A 21,413-nucleotide genomic window follows, 5' to 3' on the forward strand; every position below is an offset into this window, starting at 1 on the left:
AAACAGTGTTCTAACACTGTTTCTCACTCACGACCGATTTCGTCGAGGAGCCAGGCGATGGCGTCCTTCTTGGACATCGTCCGGCCCTGCTCGTAGCGGGTGTCGTAGTCGGGGAGCGCCGCGCGGAGGTCGGCGATGAGGGCCCGGACCTCGGGGCTGCCGAGGTCCAGCCGCCCGCGGACGACGGCGGACGCGGCGAGCGCCCGAGCCGCGGCCTCGGGACGGCCCTGCCGCTCGCGGATCATCGCCAGCAGCTCCACCGCCCCGGCCATGTCCGGCATGTCGCCGCGCCGGCTCGTCGCCCGGATCGCGATCGCCGCGTGCGGCTCGGCCTCGTCCGCGCGGCCCTGCGCCAGCAGGATCCGCGCTTCGAACGCGTGGATGAACTCGTCGCCGATGCCGCCGGGGAACCAATCGTCGCCGCCCATCGCGGCGACGCGGTCGAGCAGCGCCCGCGCTTCGGCCAGCCGGCCCGTGCGCAGCAGCAGTTCGAGCCTGCCGAACATCAGGATGGCCCGGTGCTGCAGGTTCGTGATGCCTTCGCCGTACCGTTCCGCGGCTTCCTGGTCGCGCCAGGCCCCTTCGAAGTCCCCGGTGCGCGCCCGCTCGACGGCCAGCCGCCACCAGTGCTGCACGGCGTCCTCGTGCGACCGCAGCTCCATCGAGAGCGCGAGGCCCTCCTGGTAGATCTCGATGGCCTTGGCGCTTTCGCCGCTCTGGGAGAGCGCGTAGGCCTTGAAGCTGAGCGTCATGGCGATGCCCCAGCGGTCGCCGACCTCCGCGAACCCGGCGTGGGCCAGGTCGCGCGCCCGGTCCGCGCCCTCGATGTCGCCGTCGTCGTCGAGCAGGAAGCTGTCCACCCAGTACCCGCCGGCGCGGGTCCACGGGTCGGGGTGCTGTTCGGCCCGGCGCACCTCGCGCACGGCGACCTCGCGATCGCCGCCGAGGAAGGCCAGCATCGGCAGGGCCACCGCGAGGCCGGGGTAGCGGTCGACCGCGCCGGTGCGCACGCAGTCGTCGACCAGCCGCAGGATCCCGGCCCGGTCCGAGCGCACCGGGACCTCGTCCATGAGGTGCACGAGCACCCGGTAGGAGGCCCTGACCTCGGCGGGCAGCCGGTCGCCGAACTCGAGCGTGTCGTGGATCAGGCTGCCCGCCCGGCCGCCCTGGCCGAGAATGGTGAAGTACCAGATCATCCCATCCAGCAGGGCGACCGCGTTGTCCACATCGGACATCTCGATCGAGCCGCGCAGGGCCGCGATCAGGTTCGCGCTCTCGACCTCGAACGCGTCGATCGCCTCCAGCTGCGCGCCGGTGCGCAGCGTCGGCTCCAGCCGCTGGGCGAATTCGGCGTAGTAAGACGCCATCGCCCGGCGCGTCCGGTCGTGCTCGCCCGACTCCACCAGCCGCTCGGTGGCGTACGCGCGCAGCGTCTCGAGCATCCGGTAGCGCGGCTCGCCGTTCCCGGCGTCGACTGTGTCCACTATGGACTTCTCGACCAGGCTGCCGAGCACGTACGGCACGTCGGCGGCGGGCAGCAGCCCGTCGGCGCACACGGCTTCGATCGGCGCCAGTTCCGCCCCGCCGGCGAACACCGCGAGCCGCCGGGCCAGCACCAACTCGGGTTCGGCGAGCAGTTCCCAGCTCCACTCGACGACCGCGCGCAGCGTCCGCTGCCTCGGCAGCGCCGTCCGGCTGCCCGAGGTGAGCAGCCGGAACCGGTCGCCGAGGCGGCCGGCGATCTGGGCCACGGTCATCGACCGCAGCCGCGCCGCGGCCAGCTCCAAGGCGAGGGGCATCCCGTCGAGCCGTCGGCAGATCTCTCCGACCTGGTCCACAGTGGACTCGTCGAGCACGAAGTCGGGACGGACCGCCGCGGCCCGGTCGAGGAACAGCCGCGTCGAGTCGAGCTCGGCGGCCTCTTCGGGCGCGGCGCGTTCCGCGGGCACCGGCAGCGGGCCGAGCGGGCAGAGCGCCTCCCCGGTGATGGCCAGCGGCTCGCGGCTGGTGGCCAGGATCCGCAGCCGCGGCGCCCGGTGCAGCAGTTCGTCGGCCAGCCCCGCGGCGGCGTCGACGACGTGCTCGCAATTGTCCAGCACCAGCAGGGCTTCCTCGCCGCCGAGCACCTCGACGGCCTGCGCGACCGGATCCGGCGGCCGCCGGTGGACCTCGGTCTCGGTGCGGATCTCGCGGACCTCCAGCGCGCCCAGCAGCGCACCGGCGACGTCGTCGGGGTCGCGGACGCCGGCCAGCGCGGCGAACCAGACCCGGCCCCGCTGGTGCGCGGGGTGCCGCGACGCCGCCTCGGTGGCCAGCCGGGTCTTGCCCGCCCCGCCCGGCCCGGTCAGGGTGACCAGCCGGGCGCCGCCGAGGAGTTCGGCCAGCAGCTTGAGCTCGTCGTCGCGGCCGACGAAGGTGGTCAGCCGGGTCGGCAGCCGGTCTGCCACGGGTGACGGCGGCGCGAACTCGCCCCGCAGCGCGGCGACGTGGATCTGCTGCAGCTCGGCGGAGGGGTCGACGCCGAGCTGGTCGGCCAGGGTGCGGCGGATCCCGGCGTAGACGGCCAGGGCTTCCGGCTGCCGTCCGGCCGCGCACAGCGCGCGGATCCGCAGCCCGGCGAGCCGTTCGCGCAGCGGGTCGGCGTCGGCCGCCGCGGCCAGGTCGGCCAGCACGCCGGCGTGCTCACCCAGCCGGATCAGGGCTTCGAAGCGATCCTCGGCCGCCTCGGCGCGCAGCTCGGTGAGCCGCCGCGCGGGCGCGAGCGCGAAGGGCGCGTCGAGGACGTCGGCGAGGGCAGCGCCCTGCCACAGCGCGAGGGCCTCGGTGAGCAGGTCGGCGGCGCGGGCGTCACGGCAGGCGGCCAGCTCGCGACGCCCCTCGGCGGCGAGCCGTTCGAACCGCTCGGCGTCGACGTCGCCGGGGTCGATGGCGAGCCGGTAGCCACCCGGCCCGGACTCCACGGGCACCGGCAGGGCTTTCCGCAGCCGCGAGACCAGCGACTGCAGGGCATTGGCCGCGTCGGCCGGCGGTTCGCCACCCCAGAGCCCGTCGACGAGCGCGTCGGCCGGAACCGCGCGCCCGGCGTCCAGCGCCAGCCGGGCCAGGAGCGTGCGAAGGCGGGCCCCGCCGATGTCGATCGGCGTGCCGTCGTCTTCCACTGCCCGCAGCGGGCCCAGCAGCGCAACGCGCATGCGTCCAGCTTTCCAGACGCCGGCCTGGGCTGTGTTCGGCGGCGCCCAGCCTGGAGGCCGAGCACCGTTCGCGGTCGGCGGCTCAGCGCCAAGGCGGGCCTGCCCCGGTGGCGAGCCATGGGAGGCCCGCCGCCGGGGCGGGCCGACGGAAGTGCTGATTATCCGGATAAATACGACGCGCTCTCCCGGTTCACCCGTTCGTGGCGATACGTTGCGGACGATGCCCATCCGCACACGGACAGGAGCGTTCATGAGGGGACAAAAACCGGCTGTGGTGGCGGCCGCCGTGGTCGCCGGTCTCTGCCTCGGCACCGGGGTCGCCGCGGCCGGCGACGGCTGGGGTGCGAAGCCGGGCAGCGACGGCGCCGGCGACAGCTACTACCCGCAGGACGGCAACGGCGGCTACGACGTCGCCGACTACAACCTCAAGGTCGGCTACGACCCGGCGACCCGCCAGCTCACCGGCGACCAGGACATCGCCGCGCGGGCGACGCAGTCGCTCAGCTCGTTCGACCTGGACTTCAAGGGCCTGACGGTCGACTCGGTGAAGGTCGACGGCCGCGACGCGGCGTTCACCCGGACCGGGGACCACGAGCTCGTCATCACGCCGTCGCGGGCGCTGTGGCGCGGCCAGCGCTTCCACGTCAAGATCGCCTACCACGGCGTGCCCGCCCCGATCAGCGACCCGGCGCTCGGCAACAACGGCTGGCAGTTCGCCCGTGCGGGCGGCGCGTTCGTCGCCGGTGAGCCGCGGTCGGCCACGACCTGGTACCCGGTCAACGACACCCCGCTCGACAAGGCCACCTTCCACCTGGCGATCACCGTGCCCGACGAGTGGGGCGTGATCGCCAACGGCCGCGAGCGCGGCACGCACAAAGCGCCCGGCGGCACCACGCACGTCTGGGCCGAAGAGACGCCGATCGTGCCGTACATGACGACGGTCGCGATCGACAAGTGGACCTTCGACCGCCAGAAGCGCAAGGACGGCACCCCGATCGTCAGCGCGTTCGCCCCGGGCACCCCGGACTCGACCAAGCAGGCCGAGGCGCGGCTGCCGGAGATCCTCGACTTCCTCGAGTCGAAGTTCGGCAAGTACCCGATCGACGCGGCGGGCGGCATCTTCCTCAACGAGGAGATCGGCTTCTCGCTCGAGACGATGAGCCGGCCGATCTACTCCGCGGGCTGGGCGGGCACGGTGCCGACGATCGTCCACGAGAACGCCCACCAGTGGTACGGCGACTCGGTGGCGGTCTCCCACTGGCGCGACGTCTGCCTCAACGAGTGCTTCGCCTCCTACGCCACCTGGCTGTGGGACGAGGCGAAGGAGGGCGTCGACCTGAACAAGCAGTACGCCGACGACGTCAAGAAGGCGCCGGCGCGGCTCTGGAACGGCAAGCTCTACGACATGGGCCAGGGCAACGAGTTCACGTACGTGTACTCGAAGGGCCCGATGATGCTGCACGCGCTGCGCAACTACATCGGCGAGCAGCCCTTCTCCTGGGTCCTGAAGACCTGGCCGTCGCTGCACCGCGACGGGAACGCGAGCATGCAGGAGTTCCAGCGGTTCACCGAGTTCGCCGCGCACCGGAGCCTCCAGGGCTTCTTCGACGCGTGGGTGTACGGCACCGGCAAGCCGGCTGACCAGTACCTCTACCCGGGTGGGCTGAAGCCCGCCGCCTGATCGCGCTCCTCGTCGAGGCCACCCCGCGGACGTAGGGTGGCCTCGACGCTTTCGCTTCGGGAGGGGACATGGCCAGGGTGCTGATGACGGGGTTCGCGCCGTTCGGCGGCGAGCCGGTCAACCCGTCGTGGCAAGCGGTTTCGCTGGTGGCCGCGCGCCGGGACGACGTCACGGCGGTCGAGCTGCCCTGCGAGTTCGCGGCGTCGCTCCCCGCGCTGCGGCGGGCTCTGGAAGCGCACCGGCCGTCGCTCGTGGTGTGCGCCGGCCAGGCCGGCGGCCGCGCCGAGGTGACCCCGGAGCGGGTGGCGATCAACCTGATCGACGCCCGCATCCCCGACAACGCGGGCGCCCAGCCGGTCGACACCCCGGTGGTCCCGGACGGCCCGGCGGCCTACTTCACGACGTTGCCGGTGAAGGCCTGCGTGGCCGCGATCCGCGCGGCGGGCGTCCCGGCGTCGGTGTCCCACACCGCCGGGACGTACGTCTGCAACCAGGTGTTCTACGGGCTGATGCACCTGCTGGCGACGGACTTCCCGGGCGTGCGCGGCGGGTTCGTGCACGTCCCGTTCAGCCCGGAGCAGGTCGCGGCGGCGGGCAAGGCCGACGCGTCACTGGGCGTGGACCGGGTCGCCGACGCGCTGGAAGCGTTGGCGGACACGGCCTTGCGGGTGACGGAGGACCTGCGGGTCAGCGCGGGCGCGGAGCATTGACCCGCGACCGGGACCGCCGGGCGAGGCCCGGCGCGGTGCTGACCGTCGGCGTGACCGCCCTGCTGACCGGCGCGGGGATCGGCTTGTTCGCGCACACGGTGACCACCTACCTGGAGCAGTCCTGCGCGGCCGAGACCGCGAAGTACCCCGAAAGCATGTGCGGGCTGGGCGTCATCTTCTGGGGCCCGGCGGTCGCCGTCGTCACGGCGCTGTTCGCCGGTTTCGTGATGTGGCCGGTGCTGGCCATCGCCGGCATCGAGCCGAGACGCCGGGTCCTGGTCGGCGCGTTCCTGCTGCCGGTCGTGCTCGTCGAGCCGTTCGGCGCCGCCGCGTCGGCCCACGCGCCGCCGGTGCTGGTCACCGCGCTCGCGTTCGGGGTCGTCCAGGCGTGGATCGCGTTCGCCGGCGGGTCGCGGCTGACCCACCGCTGACGGCCGCGGCTCCCCGGTCCGGCCAGGCCCTCGTGATCTGAGGCACACCGTCGGCAAACCAGCCTGTCCCATGATCGAACGGTGTTTACATGTCCGGAACGCGCAGCCCGACCAAGAGGTGAGTGATGATCGGATTCGAGACCGACCTGCAGGACCTGCGGGACTCGGCCCGAGCCCTCCAAGGAGCGGCCGACGCCGCGGAAGCCGCGTCGAACGGCCTGCGCGGCACCGACGTTCCCGTCAAGGCGGACGGCGGCGGTCTCTTCGGCGGCCTCGGCGCGATGTTCCCGGCCGACAACGCCTTCGGGCGCACGCTCGGCATGCCGGCCGTCGCCGCGGCCTACAACGACCACCTGGCGAAGATCCAGAGCCTGGTCGCGCAGCTGCACCAGACCACCGCGGACACCAGTCACGCGCTGATGCGGGTCGCGGAGCTGTACGAAAAGGCCGACGCCGACTCGAAGCAGCACGTCAACCGCGCGGCCGCGGGTCTGGAGGGGAACTGACGTGGACGGCTACTTCGACACCGGGCTCGACGCCCAGCCGATGTCCAGTGGTGACAATCGCCGCGCCGAGCTGCTGGACGGCGTCTCCGAGGATCTGAAGGACGGCGCGAACGACGCCCTCGACGCGCTGGAAATCCTGCGGATGACCGACTGGATCTTCGGCATGGGCCCCGGCGACGACGGCTTCGAGAAGATGCAGGACGACGTCGCCGCCTTCTACCGCGAGTTCTCCGACGCCGACATCGACCACGACTCGGCCGAGGGCCTGCAGAGCCTGATCATGCGGCACGACGCCGTCTGGAAGGCGCTGCAGCGCGACTCGGGCCCGAAGCTCGACGACGCCCGGCAATTCCTCGACGTCTGGCGCGGCTCGGCGGCCAACGCCGTCAAGGCCTACCTCAACGACCTCGCGGACGCCTTCACCGAGGTGGAAACCAAGATCACCATCCTGGAGAGCGACATCGTCGCCGCGCGCGAGGCCATCGCGTCGGCCCGGCAGGACCTCAGCAACCTCGGCTCCACGTTCAAGAAGACCGCGGAGGACTACCAGAAGTCGCAGGAGCGCAAGCGCGAAGCGGCCGCGTCGAAGGTGCTGGCGGCGACGTTCGCGGGCGCGGTCACTGGGCTGCTCACCGTGGCCACCGCCGGTGCGGGCGCCGCGGCCGGCGCGACGATCTTCACCATGGCCAACGGCGCGATCATCGCCGGGAACGCCGCCGGCGGCGCGATCACCGCGGTGGTGGCGAACCAGGCGGAGATCACCGGCGACAACGGGTTCGACCTGTACCAGAGCTTCGTGGACAGCGCGGGCAAGATCCGCGACGGCGCCGTCGACGCGGCGCAGACGCTGGCGAACCGCATCGGCGACGAAGCCGTCGACCTGCCGAAGATCCCGGACGCGCCGGACGTCAGCCCGGGCTCGAGCTTCGACCCGGACAACTTCGAAACCGACCGCACGTCGCGGCAGACCGAGAAGAACGTCCGCGACGCGAACGTCGACATCGCCTCCGACGGCCAGGTGTCCAGCGGTGCCACCCACGCCGGGAGGCTGGATGGCTGACGGGCCGGACCGCGACGCCCTCCTGGCCGAACTGTCCGCGCTGTCGGCGACGGCGACGTCCGCCGACGGCGCGGTTTCCCTGTCGGTCAACACCGACGGCGTGCTGACCCGGCTGCGGCTCACCGACGCCGTCTCGGGGATGTCGCCGTCCGAAATCGCGGATGCGGTCCTGCGCACGTACGTCGAAGCGCAGCGCGAGTCGGCGAAGCGGACGGGGCAGCTGCTGGCGCCGCTGGGCAGCGGCGGCTACCTGATGGACCGGCTGCGCTGGCGGGTGCAGTTCGAGCCGGAACCGGTGCCGGTGGCCGCACCCGCGGTTCCGGCCGCCGAGCCCGACGGGAAGGTGCTGAAGGACCGGTCGACGGACACCCCGGCCGAGGCACCACCGCCCGGGCCGGTCGCGGACGACGACTGGTACGGCCGGGGCATGCGGCTCGACCGGGCCTGGTGAAGTCAGGCCGGCTTGACCTCGCGGGTGAATCCCGCGAGCAGCTCCTCGAGGCGGCGGGGTTCTTCCGTGAGGTAGATCGCGGCCACCCGGCGCTCGTGCACGCCGAAGAGCACGAGCGACGACTTCTTGTCGGCCCTGGCCAGATACTCGCCGTGCAGCCCGCCGCCGTCCCAGGTGCCGCGGCCGACGGCGCTGCCGGCGGGCGTCAGCTTCGTGTTCGCCTCGACGTATTCGGTGGTCAAGCCCTGGAAGTAGCGGACGCTGCCGCCCGTGAAGTCGCAGACGACCGAGAGCTGGGCGCCCAGCAGTTGGGCGAAGTGGTCGTTTTCCTTGCAGGTGCCCCGGTCCGCGACGGCCCCGGCCAGCAAGCGCAGGCACGGGGTGAACCCGGCCCGGTCGCGCTCGGTCGTCTGCGTGCAGTCCGCCGCGGCCCGCGCGGCCTGGTCGCGGATGACGAACACGACGACGGTGGCCACGACCGCGGCGACCAGGAGCACGGCGAGCGCGAGGAACCAGGGCTTGCGCTTCCGGCGCGGTTCCGGCGGGGGCGGTGGGGACTGCGGCGGCCGGGCTTGCTGCCACGGTTGCGGCCGCGGCGGCGTCACCGGCGGGCGGACGGGCGCGAAGGCGGGCACGGTGAGGTCGCCGGCGGTGCCGAGCGGAACGTGGTGGAGCCCGAACGCGACGGCCGTCTCGGGCTGGTCCTGAGTGGTCGGGGCGACGCCGAGCTGCCGCCCGAGCAGGCCGGCCAGCAGCGGCATCCGGCTCGGCCCGCCGACGAGGTAGACCCCGCCGAGCTGCGCCGGGGTGAGGCCGGCGCGGCGGATGGTGGCGGCGAGCAGTTCGGCGCTGCGCAGCAGGCTGGGTCGCACGAGCGCCTCGAGCTCGTCTCGGCTGACCAGGACGTCGCCGAAGGGCTCGGGCATCGGCACGTGGGTCTGCACGTGCCGCGAGAGGCTTTCCTTGGCGTCGCGGACGTCCTGCAGCAGCGCCCGCCGCGCCCGCCGGTCGGCGGTGGTCTGCGGCCGCAGGAGGCGTTGCCACTGCGCGGGATCCGCGTGCGAGACGGACCGTCCGATGTGGACGAGCAGGGCCTGGTCGATGTCGAGGCTGCCGAGATCGGGCAGGCCGTCCTCGGCGAGCACGGCGAAGCCCTGCCGCGTCACCCCGACGACGGCGCAGTCGAAGGTGCCGGCCCCGAGGTCGTAGACCCCGATGGGCCCACCGGCCCGCCGCCCGAGACTGGCGTAGTGCGCCGCGGCGGCGACCGGTTCGGGGATCAGCCGGACATCGGCGAGCCGCGCTTTCGCGGCGGCGTCCCGCAGGACGTCCTGCCGGTCGGCGGCCCAGCCGGCGGGGTGCGAGATCCTGGTTTGCGCGGGCGGGTGCCCGAGCTGCCGTTCGGCCTCCTCACCCATCCTGCGCAGGACGGCGGCGAAGGCGTCTCCGACGTGGACATCGGCATCGCCGAGCCGGATGGCGCCTTCGTCGATCCGGCGTTTCGGGTTGGGTTCGAACCGGCTGGGATCGAGGCGCGCCCGCCGTTCGGCATCCTGCCCGACGACGAGCAGGCCGTCATCGTTGACGTAGACGGCGGAGGACATGGTGACCGACCCGTCGACCTCGATGGCCCGGGGTCCGCGGCCGAAGGCCGAGAGGACACCGACGGTGCTGGAAGTCCCGAAGTCGATCGAGAGCACGTCCACGCGGATTCCCCTCCCAAGGTCCGCGGGCATCGTCTCACGCGCCGGAGGCACCGCTCCGCTCAGGCGCGGGCGTCGGTGTGCTCCCCCTGAGCGGCCGAAACGGTGACGTCGTGACCCTCGAAGTCGGCGACCACCCGCATCCGGCCGCCGAGGGCCGTGATGTAGCGGCGAAGGGTGTCCAGCGCCATCTGTCCCGGGTCACCCTGTTCGAGCTGGCTGATCCGCGGCTGGCTGACCCCCATGCGCCGCGCGAGCTCGGTCTGGCTGACACCGGCGTCCTCCCGGAGCTGAGCAAGGCGGAAACCGAGCACATAAGCCTCGGTCGCCTCCCGCGCAGCGACGCGCGCGGCATCGACGTCGCGACCGGCCGCACGGTCGATGGCGAGCTTCTCGGCTTTGACTTCCTTCCAAGACCGGCTCATCACTCAGCCCTCCTCTCCGGCTCGCAGGTGGTCCCGGAACCGCCGCTCCCGGCCGCGTCCTCGGCCACCGGAGCAATACAGCGCACCGGATCGAAAGCGACAGGATCCTGATCTCAATGCTCCGGTGGGCGAAGCACACCGGAAAGCCGAAGGGCGGCTCCCCCCCTCCGGGGGAACCGCCCTTCTGGCGTACTACTTCAGCCGATCACTCGCCTTCGGCTTCGCCCTGCTCTTCGTGGCCCGCGCCGATGCTGACCGGCGGGGCGTCCGGGATGGACGACGGGCGACGCTCGCCGCGGAAGGTGAACCGCGCCTGGTCGTCCTTGTCCTCCGGGTTGCCGCTCCAGCCCTCGACGTCGACCAGGATGATCTGACCCGGCTCGACCTCGCCGAACAGGATCTTCTCCGACAGCTGGTCCTCGATCTCGCGCTGGATCGTGCGGCGCAGCGGCCGCGCGCCCAGCACCGGGTCGAAGCCGCGCTTGGCCAGCAGCGACTTGGCCTTGGCCGTGAGCTCCAGCTCCATGTCCTTGGCCTTGAGCTGCGTCTCCACGCGCCCGATCATCAGGTCGACCATCTGGATGATCTGTTCCTGCGTCAGCTGGTGGAACACGATGATGTCATCGATCCGGTTCAGGAACTCCGGGCGGAAATGCTTCTTCATTTCCTCGTTGACCTTCTGCTTCATCTTCTCGTACCGGGTGCCGGTGTCGTTGGACCCGGCGAACCCGAGCGAGACGGACTTCGAGATGTCCGACGTGCCCAGGTTGGACGTGAAGATGAGGACCGTGTTCTTGAAGTCGACCGTGCGGCCCTGACCGTCGGTCAGGCGGCCGTCTTCCAGCACCTGCAGGAGCGTGTTGTAGATCTCCTGGTGCGCCTTCTCGATCTCGTCGAACAGGACCACCGAGAACGGCTTGCGACGCACCTTCTCCGTCAGCTGGCCGCCCTCTTCGTAGCCGACGTAGCCCGGAGGGGCACCGAAGAGCCGCGAAGCGGTGTAGCGGTCGTGGAACTCACCCATGTCGATCTGGATGAGCGCGTCGTCCTCGCCGAACAGGAACGAGGCCAGCGCCTTCGACAGCTCGGTCTTACCGACACCGGACGGGCCGGCGAAGATGAACGAGCCCGACGGGCGCTTCGGGTCCTTCAGACCGGCACGCGTACGGCGGATCGCCTGCGAGACGGCCTTGACCGCGTCCTCCTGGCCGATGATGCGCTTGTGGAGCTCTTCCTCCATGCGCAGCAGCCGGGTGGTCTCCTCCTCGGTCAGCTTGAACACCGGGATGCCGGTCCAGTTGGCCAGCACCTCCGCGATCTGCTCGTCGTCGACCTCGGCGACGACGTCGAGGTCGCCGTCCTTCCACTGCTTCTCCCGCTCGCCCTTCTGGCCGAGGAGGGTCTTCTCCTCGTCACGCAGGCGGGCGGCCCGCTCGAAGTCCTGCGCGTCGATCGCGGACTCCTTGTCGCGGCGGACGTTCGCGATCTTCTCGTCGAACTCGCGCAGGTCCGGCGGCGCGGTCATCCGGCGGATGCGCATCCGGGCGCCGGCCTCGTCGATCAGGTCGATCGCCTTGTCCGGGAGGAACCGGTCGTTGATGTACCGGTCCGCCAGGGTCGCGGCGGCGACCAGCGCCGAGTCGGTGATCGAGACGCGGTGGTGCGCCTCGTACCGGTCGCGCAGGCCCTTGAGGATCTCGATCGTGTGCTCCAGCGACGGCTCGCCGACCTGGATCGGCTGGAACCGGCGCTCGAGGGCGGCGTCCTTCTCGATGTACTTGCGGTACTCCTCGAGCGTGGTCGCGCCGATCGTCTGCAGCTCACCGCGGGCGAGCATCGGCTTCAGGATCGAAGCCGCGTCGATCGCGCCCTCGGCGGCACCCGCCCCGACCAGCGTGTGCAGCTCGTCGATGAACAGGATGATGTCGCCGCGGGTCTTGATCTCCTTGAGCACCTTCTTCAGGCGCTCTTCGAAGTCACCGCGGTAGCGGGAGCCGGCGACCAGGGAGCCCAGGTCCAGCGTGTAGAGCTGCTTGTCCTTGAGCGTCTCGGGCACCTCGCCCTTGACGATGCTCTGCGCGAGGCCCTCGACGACGGCGGTCTTGCCGACGCCCGGCTCGCCGATGAGCACCGGGTTGTTCTTGGTCCGGCGGGACAGCACCTGCATGACCCGCTCGATCTCCTTGCCGCGCCCGATGACCGGGTCGAGCTTGCCCTCGCGGGCGAGCACGGTCATGTTGCGGCCGAACTGGTCGAGGACCAGCGACGACGACGGGGTGCCCTCACCACGGCCGCCGGAACCGGTTTCGGTGGACTCCTTGCCCTGGTAGCCCGAGAGCAGCTGGAGCACCTGCTGGCGGACGCGGTTCAGGTCCGCACCCAGCTTGACCAGCACCTGCGCGGCGACGCCCTCGCCCTCGCGGATCAGGCCCAGCAGGATGTGCTCGGTACCGATGTAGTTGTGGCCGAGCTGCAGCGCTTCGCGCAGCGACAGCTCCAGCACCTTCTTCGCCCGCGGCGTGAACGGGATGTGCCCGCTCGGCGCCTGCTGGCCCTGGCCGATGATCTCCTCGACCTGCTGGCGCACGCCCTCCAGGGCGATGCCCAGCGACTCCAGCGCCTTGGCGGCGACACCCTCACCCTCGTGGATCAGACCCAGGAGGATGTGCTCGGTGCCGATGTAGTTGTGGTTGAGCATCCTGGCCTCTTCTTGAGCCAGGACGACCACCCGCCTCGCGCGGTCGGTGAACCTCTCAAACATGTGCACTCCCTCGACTGCTGCGCCGGCGGCCCGTTTCCATCGCGTGCTTTCACCGCGATGGATTCAGCACCGTGAGACCACTCTAGTAGCCAAGCGGTCGCGCTGGCTTACCACTACGGCTTCTCGCGGTCGTTTCCGCACCCGGACGTGGCATCTCCCGGGTGCTCCCATCATCAGGTTGCCCTGCACCTTTACGTCAAGCCCAACGTGCGAGCGGCCACCTGGATTCCGCCATCCGCGCGGTGTCCGCTCACCGCGAACAGTCCGCAAGCTGGGAGTGCCGGATCACGTCGCCACCCGATTGGCGCAGCCACGGCGGGCCTGTAAGGTTAGGCACGCCTAATCCCCTACGGCGCTTCGAGGAGGGCCGCGGTTGAACCAGCAGCGGTCCTTCCGTGACGCACGCGAGGTCGGCGATGGCCTCGCGTCGTCGTTGCGGCGGGTTTCCGGCCTGCAGGAACGCAGCGAGCTGCGCAGTGACGTCCCGGCGGGCTGGATCCGCTGTTCGGAGCTGCTGCAGACGCCCTCGTACTTCGGCGAGTGGCGCGGCCTCCTGGGCGACTGGCTGCTGCGCGAGCACTCGGCGGCACCGGCCCCGACAACGGCGAGCTGGGTCCTGACGTGGTACCTGCACGTCCCGGCGTACGTCGGCGCGCTGTTGTGGCACCACGAGCGTCGCGTGCCGTCGCTGAAGCCGGCGGAGCTGGCGTTCCGTCTGTCGGACGACCGTCCCCATCCGGACGGCATGGCGGTGCTGGGTGACGCGTTCCACTGCCTCCCGACCGACCCGGGCTCGGCCCGCCCGGAGGCCACGGTGGTCCGCGACGAGCGCGCACTGGCGGCGGTCCTGCGGGCCCGCTACCTGGCCCACGCGGCCCAGTTCGTCCGGGCGTACGCGCCGATCAGCAGACTGGGCCGCCGAACCCTCTGGGCGGCGGCGACGGACGCGCTGGAGAACTCGCTGTGGTGGGCGGGCCGCCAGGGCGGCACACCGGAGGCCGAGGGGGCGGGGGTCGCGGACGCGGCTTTGGTGCTCGACGAGCGGTATCCCCCGCTGACGTCGGCATCGACGCTGAGGTTGACCGAGAGCCGCGAGTGGACTCGGCGGCGTGAGAGCTGCTGTTTTTCGTACCTGCTGCCGTCGTCGGCTGAGTGTGATGGGTGTCCGCGGACCTGTTCGCGGTAGGCGGCGGGGTCCAGCCGCTCCCCGGCGGCGAGTCGGTCGCGGTGTTCCTGCCGGCCTGGCTGGCGGCTTGGTGCCCACCACCCCGAAGCCGCGATTGTGACTACGGCCGGTAGCACCGCGTCAAGGCGGGAAAGCGTGCCTTGACCCGGCGCCACCGGCCGTGTTCTGGCTTCGTATCGGGGTGCAGGGAGGGGTCTGGGTGGGGTGCGGGTGGGGCGTCAACGTCCCGTCCACGCCGGTGAAGCACTTTTGAAGGCCCCGCTCGTAACCAGACAAACCCCACCCGATCCCTGGGGGCTGACCCCGGTCCAGTCTATCGGGCGGCTCTGACAAAACCGGACAATCGCCGCCCAGGAGCCGGTGCTGTCCACAGCCCGCTCGACTTGTGGGCAACTCCAGCCCGGGGGCCGCGCGGACGGCCGGACGGACCCGGGCTGGACCGGTCGGCCGGACGGACCCGGGCCGGAACCGGACTGGACCCGGGCTGGACCGGCCTGACCGGCCCGACCGACCAAGAGGCCTGACCGGCCGAGACCGCCTCCGGACGTCATGAATGACTCATTCCTGGCGTCCGACGCCAGGAATGAGTCATTCAAGGCACCACCACCCGCGAGCCCCCCAAAACCTCAACCCACCGGCGGACTCCACCCCGGATCCCGCCCAGCCGCCCCCAGCGCCCGCTCCAACGCCGACCCATCCCCCGAAACCGCCACCTCCGGCCCATAAACCCCCATCGACCGCGCCTGGTCGCCCATCGCCACCGCGGACTCGTACACCGCCGTCGCCGCCTCCGGGGCGAACGCGCACGGCTGGCCGCTCGCCCGGGCCAGGTCCCAGCCGTGCAGCACGAACTCGCCCAGCACCATCGCGCCCACCACCGCCGACGGCAGCGAAGCCGAGCCCAGGGACGTCGTCCCCGTCCACGCGGCAGGCGGCTCGAACACCGAAACCAGCGTCTCCGTCTGCATCGACAGGTCCGCGAGCCAGTCGTCCGTCACCAGCGCCGCCTCCGCCTCGCCGCCGGCCGGCGCGGGGGGCGCCGCGCGCCGTCCCGCGGCGATCAGCCACGGGCCCCAGTACAGCAGGTGGTTGAGCAGGCCGCTGACGTCGTAGCCCGCACACGGCGTCGGCGCGCTCAGGTCGGGGACCGCGGCCGCGATCCGGAGGAATTCGGCCGCGGCCGGGCGCAACAGCGAAGCAGTCATGGCGGTGATCGAACTCGCCGGCGACGGAGGTGTCTTGGACGAACGCGACAGCTACCGTGAACCCGTGACGCACCGGATTCCGCGCGGCATCGTCGCCGAGGCCACCGCGCGCACGATGTTCACGCTGACCAGGCACCCGCCGGCCCCGGAGCTCGCCGAATTCGTCGAATACCACTGGATCCTGCGGTGGGACCTGCGCGGCAAACCGCCGTACGAGCAGCGGGTGCTGCCGAACCTGTCGGTCCACGTCACGTTCTTCCCCGGCGCCTCCGGTGTCCACGGCCCGGCCCGCGACGTCTTTTCGCACCGCCTGACCGGCCGCGTCCAGGGCTTGGGCGTGCGATTCCGGCCAGGCACCTTCCGCGCGTTCCTCGGCGGCCCCGTGCGTGACATCGCCGACCGGGCCGTCCCACTCACCCGCGTTTTCGGACCGGCCGCGGCGGTGGCCGCCGAATCGGTGCGCACGGCCGAGGATGACGCGCAAATGGTCCGTGCGATCGACAACTTGCTGATCGCAAATCCGGTACGGCTGTCACCCGCCGCCCGTGCGGCGGCGATGGCCGTGGAATCAATCGCGCGGGATCCGGGAATTACCCGGGTGGCGCAACTCTGCGCGGATACTGGACTAACCACCCGGTCCATCCAGCGTGTGTTCGCCGAACACGTCGGCTGCCCGCCCAAGTGGGCGATCCGGATATACCGTCTCAATGACGCAGCGCAGCGGCTCGTCACAGAAGGACAACCGGATTACGCCGGTCTGGCGGTTCGACTGGGCTATAGCGACCAGTCGCACTTCATCCGCGATTTCCGGAGGGTGACCGGCCAGTCGCCTGCCGAGTACGCCCGAACCGCCCGCGCCGCCGAACGGGAACCGGACAGCGATCGGACATGAAGAAAGCCGCCGGGCGAATATTCGCCCGGCGGCTTCTCGAAACCCCGCGTCCACGAGATTTGCCACGCCACCTCCGACCCGGAGGAAAACTGCTGGTCAGCGACCCGAACTCGGCCCGGACGGCGGTGGCGTGAACAATCTTCAGTTCTTCTTGTGGTAGGCCTCGACGACCTCGGAGGGGATGCGGCCGCGGTCGGAAACCGCGTAACCGTTCTTGCGCGCCCACGACCGGATGGCCTGGTTCTGCTCGCGGTCGACAGCGGCCGGACGAGCCGAACCCTTACCGGCGACGGGGCGAACCGAAGCGCGCTTGCGGCCGCCGGCCCGGCGCGCGTGCTCGACATACTGAGCGAGCGCGTCCCGCAGCTCCTCGGCGTTTTCCGAGGACAGATCGATCTGGTAGCTGACGCCGTCCAAACCGAACTCGACGGTCTCTTCCGCCTCACTGCCGTCGAGGTCGTCGACCAGCGAGACGAGCACCTTCTGTGCCATCCGATTCCTCCTGCGGGGGCTTACTCAATGATCTGGTACGGGGCAAGCCCCGAGACAGAAGACTTTGTCCAGAACATTAGTACCCGCTTCTGCACAGCAACGCAAATCTCTTTGCCATAACCAGTCGCTATCCTCACACGGCCGGGTTATTCGGGTCGCACCAGCGGGAAGAGGATCGTCTCCCGGATACCGAGACCGGTCAGCGCCATCAGGAGCCGGTCGATCCCCATTCCGACACCACCGCTCGGCGGCATTCCGTACTCCAGGGCCCGCAGGAAATCCTCGTCGAGCCGCATGGCTTCGCTATCGCCCTGCGCGGCCAGCAGCGACTGTTCGGTGAGGCGTTCCCGTTCGACGACTGGATCGACCAGCTCCGAGTATCCGGTGGCGAGTTCGAATCCGCGCACGTAGAGGTCCCACTTCTCGGCCACCCCGGGCCGGGAGCGGTGCTGCCGCGTCAATGGCGACGTCTCCAGCGGAAAATCACGGACAAACGTCGGTGCGTGCAGGTGATCTCCGACGAGGTGTTCCCACAGTTCCTCGACGAGCTTGCCGTGCCCGAGCTTCGGATCCACTTCCAGGCCCCTGGCCTGCGCGAATCCGAGCAGTTTGGCGGCCGGCGTCTCCGGCGTCACCTCTTCGCCGAGGGAATCGGACAGCGACTCGTACATTCCGAGCGTGGTCCATTCGCCGGACAGGTCGTACTCCGAACCGTCGGGCAGGGTGACGACCTGGGTGTCCAGGACCGTCTGCGCGGCCTCCTGGATCAGCTCCCGGGTCATCACGGCGTTCGTGTCGTACGTGGCGTACGCCTCGTAGTACTCGAGCATCGCGAACTCCGGCGAGTGCGAGGAGTCGCTGCCCTCGTTGCGGAAGTTGCGGTTGATCTCGAAGACCTTCTCGATGCCGCCGACGACGCAGCGCTTGAGGTAGAGCTCCGGCGCGATCCGCAGGAACAGCTCCATGTCGAACGCGTTGGAGTGCGTGACGAACGGGCGGGCCGCGGCGCCGCCGTGCAGCGTCTGCAGCATCGGCGTCTCGACCTCGGTGAACCCGCGGCGGTGGAACGACTCCCGCAGCGACCGGACCACGCCGGCGCGCGTGCGCACGACGTCCCGCGCGCGCGGGCGCATGATGAGGTCGACGTAGCGCTGGCGGATCCGGGTCTCCTCGGCCAGCTCCTTGTGCGCGGTCGGCAGCGGGCGCAGCGCCTTCGACGTGATGCGCCACGCGTCGGCCATCACCGAAAGCTCGCCGCGCTTGGACGTGATGACCTCACCCTGCACGAACACGTGGTCACCGAGGTCGACGTCGGACTTCCACGCCGCCAGCGCGTCCTCGCCGACCTTCGCCAGGCTGATCATCGCCTGCAGTTCGGAGTCGCCATCGCGCAGGCTGGCAAAGCACAATTTGCCCGTATTGCGCAGGAACATCACCCGGCCGGTGATGCCGACCTGCTCACCCGTGGCGGTGTCGGCGGGCAGCCCGGAATGCGCGGCCCGCACTTCGGCGAGCGAGTGGGTCCGCGGTACCTCGACCGGGTAAGGATCGATACCCTCCGCGAGGATCCGGTCGCGCTTCTCCCGGCGCACCCGCATCTGCTCGGGCAGTTCGTCTTCGGCGGGCTCGCTGGTGGAAGCGGGGTTTTCGGTCATGGCCCATAGGGTACGAACCCGGCTGACCGCTACGCCAACCGGATTACCTTTACCTTTCCGCCATTAACCTGGACCGCGTGAGTGATCCCACACGAGCTCAGCGTGCCTCTTCCTTCGGCCGCCGCGCCGCGGAGTACGCCCAGCACCGGCCCGATTACCCGCGGGAAGCGATCGAGTGGGGACTTTCCGGGGCGAGCGGAACTCCGCGGCGGGTCCTCGACCTCGGTGCCGGAACCGGCAAACTCACCGTCGGCCTGGCCGCGCTCGGACTCGACGTCACCGCGGTCGAACCCGATCCGGAAATGCGCGCGGAACTGGAACGGGTGGTGCCGTCGGTGCCGGCACTGGCGGGCGAGGCCGAACGGATCCCGCTGCCCGGCGGCAGTGTCGACGCGGTTTTCGTCGGACAGGCGTTCCATTGGTTCGACGCACCCGTGGCGCTCACGGAGATCGGCCGCGTGCTGCGCCCGGACGGCGTGTGCGTGCCGATGTGGAACTACGAAGACGAATCGGTGCCGTGGGTCGCCGAGTTCACCGCGCTGGCCCGCGACGGCGCCCGCCGCCCCGCGAGCGTCGAAGACCTGCGCGAAGTCACCCACCCGGAGTTCGAGCCGTTCGAAATCGCCCGGTTCCGCCACGCGCAACGGCGCACGGCGGACAGCCTGCTGGAAACGATGGCGACGTATTCGAAGGTCATCGTGGCGGCCCCGGAGGAGTCGGCGGCCCTCCTGGGCCGGCTCCGGCAGTTCCTCTCGGAGAACCCGGACACGGCGAACGGCGAATTCGCCCTGCCGCTGATCACCACGGCCCTCCGCACGCGGCGGCGGTGAGCGGGTTTCCGGCGTGCTAGCGTCGGAAGTGACCTCGCCCGGAGGTCCCGGACGAGCGCGTCGTACCCGGTCAGGACAAGACGGCGCAGTGCCTGAAAACACTGCGAAGGGTCCGATCATGTCCTGGTTCGTCCTCGTCCTGTCCGGAGTGCTGGAAACCGTCTGGGCGGCCGCGCTCGGCGCGTCGAAGGGCTTCTCCCGGCCGATCCCGATCGTGACGTTCGTGGTCGCGCTGGTGCTGAGCATGAGCGGGCTGGCGTACGCACTGCGCAGCATCCCGCTCGGCACGGGTTACGCGGTGTGGGTCGGCATCGGCACGCTCGGCACGGCGGCGTACGGGATCTTCGCCCTCGGCGACGCGGTGACGGCGACCCGGATCACCTGCCTGGCCCTGATCGTCGCGGGCGTCGTCGGGCTGAAGCTGCTGCCTTGACCTCGATCAAGGTCGAGGTTCGATACTGCGGGGATGCGCAGCAAATCACTGGGGCGGGCCCTGATCTCGCTGACCTCGCTGGTGACCGCGGTGGGCCCGTACAAGGCCGACTGGAACGAAACGCACGTGCACAACCCGGCTTGGCCACCGCACGCGAAGTTCCACAACGGCCAGACGATGAGCCTGGGCCTCGCGCTGGGGGCGACGAGCCTCTGGCAGCTCTGGCGCCGGCCGACCCGGGCCGGCCTCGACGCGGGGGCCGTGCTGGCGTCGCTGTACTGGGTGACGCAGATTTCGTCGCTGGCCTACCCGGGGTCGCGCGCGGTGGATCCGCCGGGGACCGAGCGGTTCCCGCAGGCGAAGATCGCCTTCCCGGCGCTGGCGGTGACGGCGGTGGGGTACGTGCTGGAGCGCCGCCGGCTGGCCCGCGGCTGACGCCGATGCAGTGAATGACTCATTCCTGGCGTCCGACGCAAGGAATGAGTCATTCACTGCACGCCGGACGCGGGGGTCAGGGCCGGATGTTGCGCTCGTACGCCAGCCGCAGGCCGAGCAGCGTCAGCTCCGGGACGTGGTCGGTGATCGTCTCCGACTCGTCCAGCACCAGCGGGGCCAGGCCGCCGGTGGCCAGCACCGCCACCGGCTCCTTCCCGCCCGGCGAAAGCTCGCGGACGATCCGGCGCACCAGCCCGTCAACCTGGCCCGCGAAGCCGTACAGGATGCCGGACTGCAGGCACTCCACCGTGTTCTTGCCGATCACCGACCGCGGCGGGACCAGCTCGACCTTCCGCAGCGCCGCCGCGCGCAACGCCAGCGCGTTCACCGAGATCTCGATCCCCGGGGCGAACGCGCCACCCAGGAACTCGCCGCGGGCGGAGATCGCGTCCACGTTGGTCGACGTGCCGAAATCGACCACCACGCACGCCGTGCTGTGGAGGTGGTGCGCGGCCAGCGTGTTCACCAGCCGGTCCGCGCCCACCTCCTTCGGGTTGTCCACCAGCAGCGCCACGCCCGTGCGCACGCCCGGCTCGACCACGATCTTCGGGATCCGGGCGTAGTACCGGCCGAGCATCACGCGCAGCTCGCGCAGCACGGCGGGCACCGTCGACAACGCGCTGATCCCGGTCACCGCGTCCGCGTGCGGGCCGAGCAGCCCGCGGACCGTCAACGCCAGCTCGTCGGCCGTCATGCGCGCGTCCGTGCGCATGCGCCAGTCGCCAACGAGCTCGTCACCGGACCACAGGCCCAGCACGATGTTCGTGTTGCCGACGTCGACGGTGAGCAGCAAGCGGGTCAGCTTTCCGCGTGCAGCAACGCGTCGAGCCGGCGGGCGTCCGCCGTCTCGGCGACCGGGAAGACCGCCGTCTCCTCGTCCGGCGGCAGCGTCACCGTGCCGGACAGCAGCCCGGAGCCCTCCGGCGCGTGGCCGGGATCGGTGTGCCGGTGGACGATCCGGTTGTCCGCGTCGACGAACACCACGCGCGGCTGGTACGTCGCCGCTTCGGCGTCGTCCATCTGGCCGTACGAGATGAGGATGACCAGGTCACCCGGGTGCACCAGGTGCGCCGCGGCGCCGTTGATGCCGAGCACCCCGCTGCCGCGTTCCCCCTTGATGACGTAGGTCTCCAGCCGCGCCCCGTTGGTGACGTCCACAATGGACACCTGTTCCCCCGGCAGCAGGTCCGCCGCCTCCATCAGGTCCTCGTCCACCGTCACCGAACCGACGTAGTGCAGGTCGGCCTGGGTCACGGTGACGCGGTGGATCTTCGACTTGAGCATCGTGCGGTACATCGTGGACTCC

23 protein-coding genes and 1 riboswitch are annotated in these 21,413 nt (G+C 70.8%); of the genes, 14 read left to right on the forward strand and 9 right to left on the reverse strand.

The features are described 5' to 3' along the window. Window positions 1-23 precede the first annotated feature (23 nt). Window positions 24-3,191: an AfsR/SARP family transcriptional regulator gene (locus tag ACFPLC_RS10970; RefSeq protein WP_378235795.1), complete on the reverse strand. Its 3,168-nt coding sequence runs from the start codon at window positions 3,189-3,191 to the stop codon at window positions 24-26. 250 nt (window positions 3,192-3,441) lie between these two features. Here ACFPLC_RS10970 and ACFPLC_RS10975 point away from each other — a divergent pair, with 250 nt between their 5' ends. The 6 genes from ACFPLC_RS10975 to ACFPLC_RS11000 all read left to right on the forward strand — a co-directional run bounded on the left by ACFPLC_RS10975 (window position 3,442) and on the right by ACFPLC_RS11000 (window position 8,030). Continuing rightward, window positions 3,442-4,872 (forward strand): M1 family metallopeptidase, encoded by a 1,431-nt coding sequence (locus ACFPLC_RS10975; protein ID WP_378200273.1) that lies wholly within the window; start codon window positions 3,442-3,444, stop codon window positions 4,870-4,872. A gap of 68 nt (window positions 4,873-4,940) precedes the next feature. Then, window positions 4,941-5,582, forward strand: a complete 642-nt coding sequence (gene pcp, locus ACFPLC_RS10980) for a pyroglutamyl-peptidase I (RefSeq protein ID WP_378200276.1) — start codon at window positions 4,941-4,943, stop codon at window positions 5,580-5,582. After that, a complete protein-coding gene (locus tag ACFPLC_RS10985; RefSeq protein WP_378200279.1) occupies window positions 5,579-6,013 on the forward strand; it encodes a hypothetical protein in 435 nt (144 codons plus the stop codon). Before pcp ends, ACFPLC_RS10985 begins: the two co-directional genes overlap by 4 nt. A 125-nt stretch (window positions 6,014-6,138) precedes the next feature. Next, a complete protein-coding gene (locus tag ACFPLC_RS10990) occupies window positions 6,139-6,519 on the forward strand; it encodes a hypothetical protein (protein WP_378200282.1) in 381 nt (126 codons plus the stop codon). Window position 6,520: 1 nt separating this feature from the next. Further along, window positions 6,521-7,579 carry a hypothetical protein gene (locus tag ACFPLC_RS10995; protein WP_378200285.1) on the forward strand — a complete coding sequence of 353 codons (1,059 nt, stop codon included), beginning with the start codon at window positions 6,521-6,523 and terminating at the stop codon, window positions 7,577-7,579. Further along, a complete protein-coding gene (locus ACFPLC_RS11000; RefSeq protein ID WP_378200288.1) occupies window positions 7,572-8,030 on the forward strand; it encodes a YbaB/EbfC family nucleoid-associated protein in 459 nt (152 codons plus the stop codon). The genes ACFPLC_RS10995 and ACFPLC_RS11000 overlap by 8 nt, the downstream gene beginning before the upstream one ends. A 2-nt stretch (window positions 8,031-8,032) precedes the next feature. On the opposite strand, the gene ACFPLC_RS11005 is transcribed toward ACFPLC_RS11000, so the two are convergent. The 3 genes from ACFPLC_RS11005 to ACFPLC_RS11015 all read right to left on the reverse strand — a co-directional run bounded on the left by ACFPLC_RS11005 (window position 8,033) and on the right by ACFPLC_RS11015 (window position 12,919). Then, window positions 8,033-9,736, reverse strand: a complete 1,704-nt coding sequence (locus tag ACFPLC_RS11005; protein ID WP_378200291.1) for an Hsp70 family protein — start codon at window positions 9,734-9,736, stop codon at window positions 8,033-8,035. Window positions 9,737-9,795: 59 nt separating this feature from the next. Continuing rightward, window positions 9,796-10,158 (reverse strand): helix-turn-helix domain-containing protein, encoded by a 363-nt coding sequence (locus tag ACFPLC_RS11010; protein WP_378200535.1) that lies wholly within the window; start codon window positions 10,156-10,158, stop codon window positions 9,796-9,798. 205 nt (window positions 10,159-10,363) lie between these two features. Then, window positions 10,364-12,919, reverse strand: a complete 2,556-nt coding sequence (locus tag ACFPLC_RS11015; RefSeq protein WP_364465175.1) for an ATP-dependent Clp protease ATP-binding subunit — start codon at window positions 12,917-12,919, stop codon at window positions 10,364-10,366. A 373-nt stretch (window positions 12,920-13,292) separates the two neighbouring features. Here ACFPLC_RS11015 and ACFPLC_RS11020 point away from each other — a divergent pair, with 373 nt between their 5' ends. From ACFPLC_RS11020 to ACFPLC_RS11030, 3 genes are all read left to right on the forward strand, one after another. After that, window positions 13,293-14,105 carry a (2Fe-2S)-binding protein gene (locus ACFPLC_RS11020; RefSeq protein WP_378200294.1) on the forward strand — a complete coding sequence of 271 codons (813 nt, stop codon included), beginning with the start codon at window positions 13,293-13,295 and terminating at the stop codon, window positions 14,103-14,105. Further along, the gene (locus ACFPLC_RS11025; protein WP_378235796.1) at window positions 14,081-14,218 is read left to right on the forward strand and encodes a hypothetical protein; all 138 of its coding nucleotides are present in this window, start codon (window positions 14,081-14,083) and stop codon (window positions 14,216-14,218) included. The genes ACFPLC_RS11020 and ACFPLC_RS11025 overlap by 25 nt, the downstream gene beginning before the upstream one ends. A gap of 270 nt (window positions 14,219-14,488) precedes the next feature. Beyond that, window positions 14,489-14,629, forward strand: a complete 141-nt coding sequence (locus tag ACFPLC_RS11030) for a hypothetical protein (protein WP_378235797.1) — start codon at window positions 14,489-14,491, stop codon at window positions 14,627-14,629. A 102-nt stretch (window positions 14,630-14,731) separates the two neighbouring features. Here the strand turns inward: ACFPLC_RS11030 and ACFPLC_RS11035 are convergent, their stop codons facing one another. Beyond that, window positions 14,732-15,310, reverse strand: a complete 579-nt coding sequence (locus ACFPLC_RS11035; RefSeq protein WP_378200297.1) for a TIGR03086 family metal-binding protein — start codon at window positions 15,308-15,310, stop codon at window positions 14,732-14,734. A 34-nt stretch (window positions 15,311-15,344) separates the two neighbouring features. On the opposite strand from ACFPLC_RS11035, the gene ACFPLC_RS11040 reads away from it, so the two are divergent. Together ACFPLC_RS11040 and ACFPLC_RS11045 are read left to right on the forward strand one after the other, a co-directional pair. Next, window positions 15,345-16,202, forward strand: coding sequence for a DUF6597 domain-containing transcriptional factor (locus ACFPLC_RS11040; RefSeq protein WP_378200538.1), 858 nt, complete (start codon window positions 15,345-15,347; stop codon window positions 16,200-16,202). Then, the gene (locus ACFPLC_RS11045) at window positions 16,199-16,336 is read left to right on the forward strand and encodes a hypothetical protein (protein WP_378235798.1); all 138 of its coding nucleotides are present in this window, start codon (window positions 16,199-16,201) and stop codon (window positions 16,334-16,336) included. The genes ACFPLC_RS11040 and ACFPLC_RS11045 overlap by 4 nt, the downstream gene beginning before the upstream one ends. 7 nt (window positions 16,337-16,343) lie before the next feature. On the opposite strand, the gene ACFPLC_RS11050 is transcribed toward ACFPLC_RS11045, so the two are convergent. Together ACFPLC_RS11050 and lysS are read right to left on the reverse strand one after the other, a co-directional pair. Then, window positions 16,344-16,694, reverse strand: coding sequence for a histone-like nucleoid-structuring protein Lsr2 (locus ACFPLC_RS11050; protein WP_020641935.1), 351 nt, complete (start codon window positions 16,692-16,694; stop codon window positions 16,344-16,346). A 146-nt stretch (window positions 16,695-16,840) separates the two neighbouring features. Beyond that, entirely contained in the window at window positions 16,841-18,349 is a 1,509-nt protein-coding gene (gene lysS / locus ACFPLC_RS11055; protein WP_378200301.1) for a lysine--tRNA ligase, read from the reverse strand. A gap of 77 nt (window positions 18,350-18,426) precedes the next feature. Between lysS and ACFPLC_RS11060 the strand changes: the two genes are divergently transcribed. The 3 genes from ACFPLC_RS11060 (at window position 18,427) to ACFPLC_RS11070 (ending at window position 20,047) form a co-directional block, all read left to right on the forward strand. Beyond that, the gene (locus ACFPLC_RS11060) at window positions 18,427-19,179 is read left to right on the forward strand and encodes a class I SAM-dependent methyltransferase (RefSeq protein ID WP_378200303.1); all 753 of its coding nucleotides are present in this window, start codon (window positions 18,427-18,429) and stop codon (window positions 19,177-19,179) included. Window positions 19,180-19,205: 26 nt separating this feature from the next. Beyond that, a riboswitch (guanidine-III (ykkC-III) riboswitch) is annotated at window positions 19,206-19,269 on the forward strand. A gap of 28 nt (window positions 19,270-19,297) precedes the next feature. Further along, complete coding sequence (locus tag ACFPLC_RS11065; protein WP_378200306.1) at window positions 19,298-19,612, forward strand: DMT family transporter; 315 nt, start codon at window positions 19,298-19,300, stop codon at window positions 19,610-19,612. Between the two features lie 33 nt (window positions 19,613-19,645). Further along, window positions 19,646-20,047 (forward strand): DUF6640 family protein, encoded by a 402-nt coding sequence (locus ACFPLC_RS11070; RefSeq protein WP_378200309.1) that lies wholly within the window; start codon window positions 19,646-19,648, stop codon window positions 20,045-20,047. A gap of 76 nt (window positions 20,048-20,123) precedes the next feature. Here the strand turns inward: ACFPLC_RS11070 and ACFPLC_RS11075 are convergent, their stop codons facing one another. Beyond that, window positions 20,124-20,900 (reverse strand): type III pantothenate kinase, encoded by a 777-nt coding sequence (locus ACFPLC_RS11075; protein ID WP_378200312.1) that lies wholly within the window; start codon window positions 20,898-20,900, stop codon window positions 20,124-20,126. A gap of 5 nt (window positions 20,901-20,905) precedes the next feature. Next, window positions 20,906-21,403: an aspartate 1-decarboxylase gene (gene panD / locus ACFPLC_RS11080; protein ID WP_086853279.1), complete on the reverse strand. Its 498-nt coding sequence runs from the start codon at window positions 21,401-21,403 to the stop codon at window positions 20,906-20,908. Window positions 21,404-21,413 lie beyond the last annotated feature (10 nt).

It is taken from the genome of Amycolatopsis plumensis (assembly GCF_042652605.1).
GTDB lineage: Bacteria > Actinomycetota > Actinomycetes > Mycobacteriales > Pseudonocardiaceae > Amycolatopsis > Amycolatopsis plumensis.

Bases quoted from the DNA above. Each gene is read 5' to 3' on its own strand.
- ACFPLC_RS10970 (WP_378235795.1), bottom strand. From the start codon at position 3,191: ATGCGCGTTGCGCTGCTGGGCCCGCTGCGGGCAGTGGAAGACGACGGC.
- ACFPLC_RS10975 (WP_378200273.1), top strand. From the start codon at position 3,442: ATGAGGGGACAAAAACCGGCTGTGGTGGCGGCCGCCGTGGTCGCCGGT.
- pcp (WP_378200276.1), top strand. From the start codon at position 4,941: ATGGCCAGGGTGCTGATGACGGGGTTCGCGCCGTTCGGCGGCGAGCCG.
- ACFPLC_RS10990 (WP_378200282.1), top strand. From the start codon at position 6,139: ATGATCGGATTCGAGACCGACCTGCAGGACCTGCGGGACTCGGCCCGA.
- ACFPLC_RS11000 (WP_378200288.1), top strand. From the start codon at position 7,572: ATGGCTGACGGGCCGGACCGCGACGCCCTCCTGGCCGAACTGTCCGCG.
- ACFPLC_RS11010 (WP_378200535.1), bottom strand. From the start codon at position 10,158: ATGAGCCGGTCTTGGAAGGAAGTCAAAGCCGAGAAGCTCGCCATCGAC.
- ACFPLC_RS11015 (WP_364465175.1), bottom strand. From the start codon at position 12,919: ATGTTTGAGAGGTTCACCGACCGCGCGAGGCGGGTGGTCGTCCTGGCT.
- ACFPLC_RS11035 (WP_378200297.1), bottom strand. From the start codon at position 15,310: ATGACTGCTTCGCTGTTGCGCCCGGCCGCGGCCGAATTCCTCCGGATC.
- ACFPLC_RS11045 (WP_378235798.1), top strand. From the start codon at position 16,199: ATGAAGAAAGCCGCCGGGCGAATATTCGCCCGGCGGCTTCTCGAAACC.
- ACFPLC_RS11050 (WP_020641935.1), bottom strand. From the start codon at position 16,694: ATGGCACAGAAGGTGCTCGTCTCGCTGGTCGACGACCTCGACGGCAGT.
- lysS (WP_378200301.1), bottom strand. From the start codon at position 18,349: ATGACCGAAAACCCCGCTTCCACCAGCGAGCCCGCCGAAGACGAACTG.
- ACFPLC_RS11065 (WP_378200306.1), top strand. From the start codon at position 19,298: ATGTCCTGGTTCGTCCTCGTCCTGTCCGGAGTGCTGGAAACCGTCTGG.
- ACFPLC_RS11070 (WP_378200309.1), top strand. From the start codon at position 19,646: ATGCGCAGCAAATCACTGGGGCGGGCCCTGATCTCGCTGACCTCGCTG.
- panD (WP_086853279.1), bottom strand. From the start codon at position 21,403: ATGTACCGCACGATGCTCAAGTCGAAGATCCACCGCGTCACCGTGACC.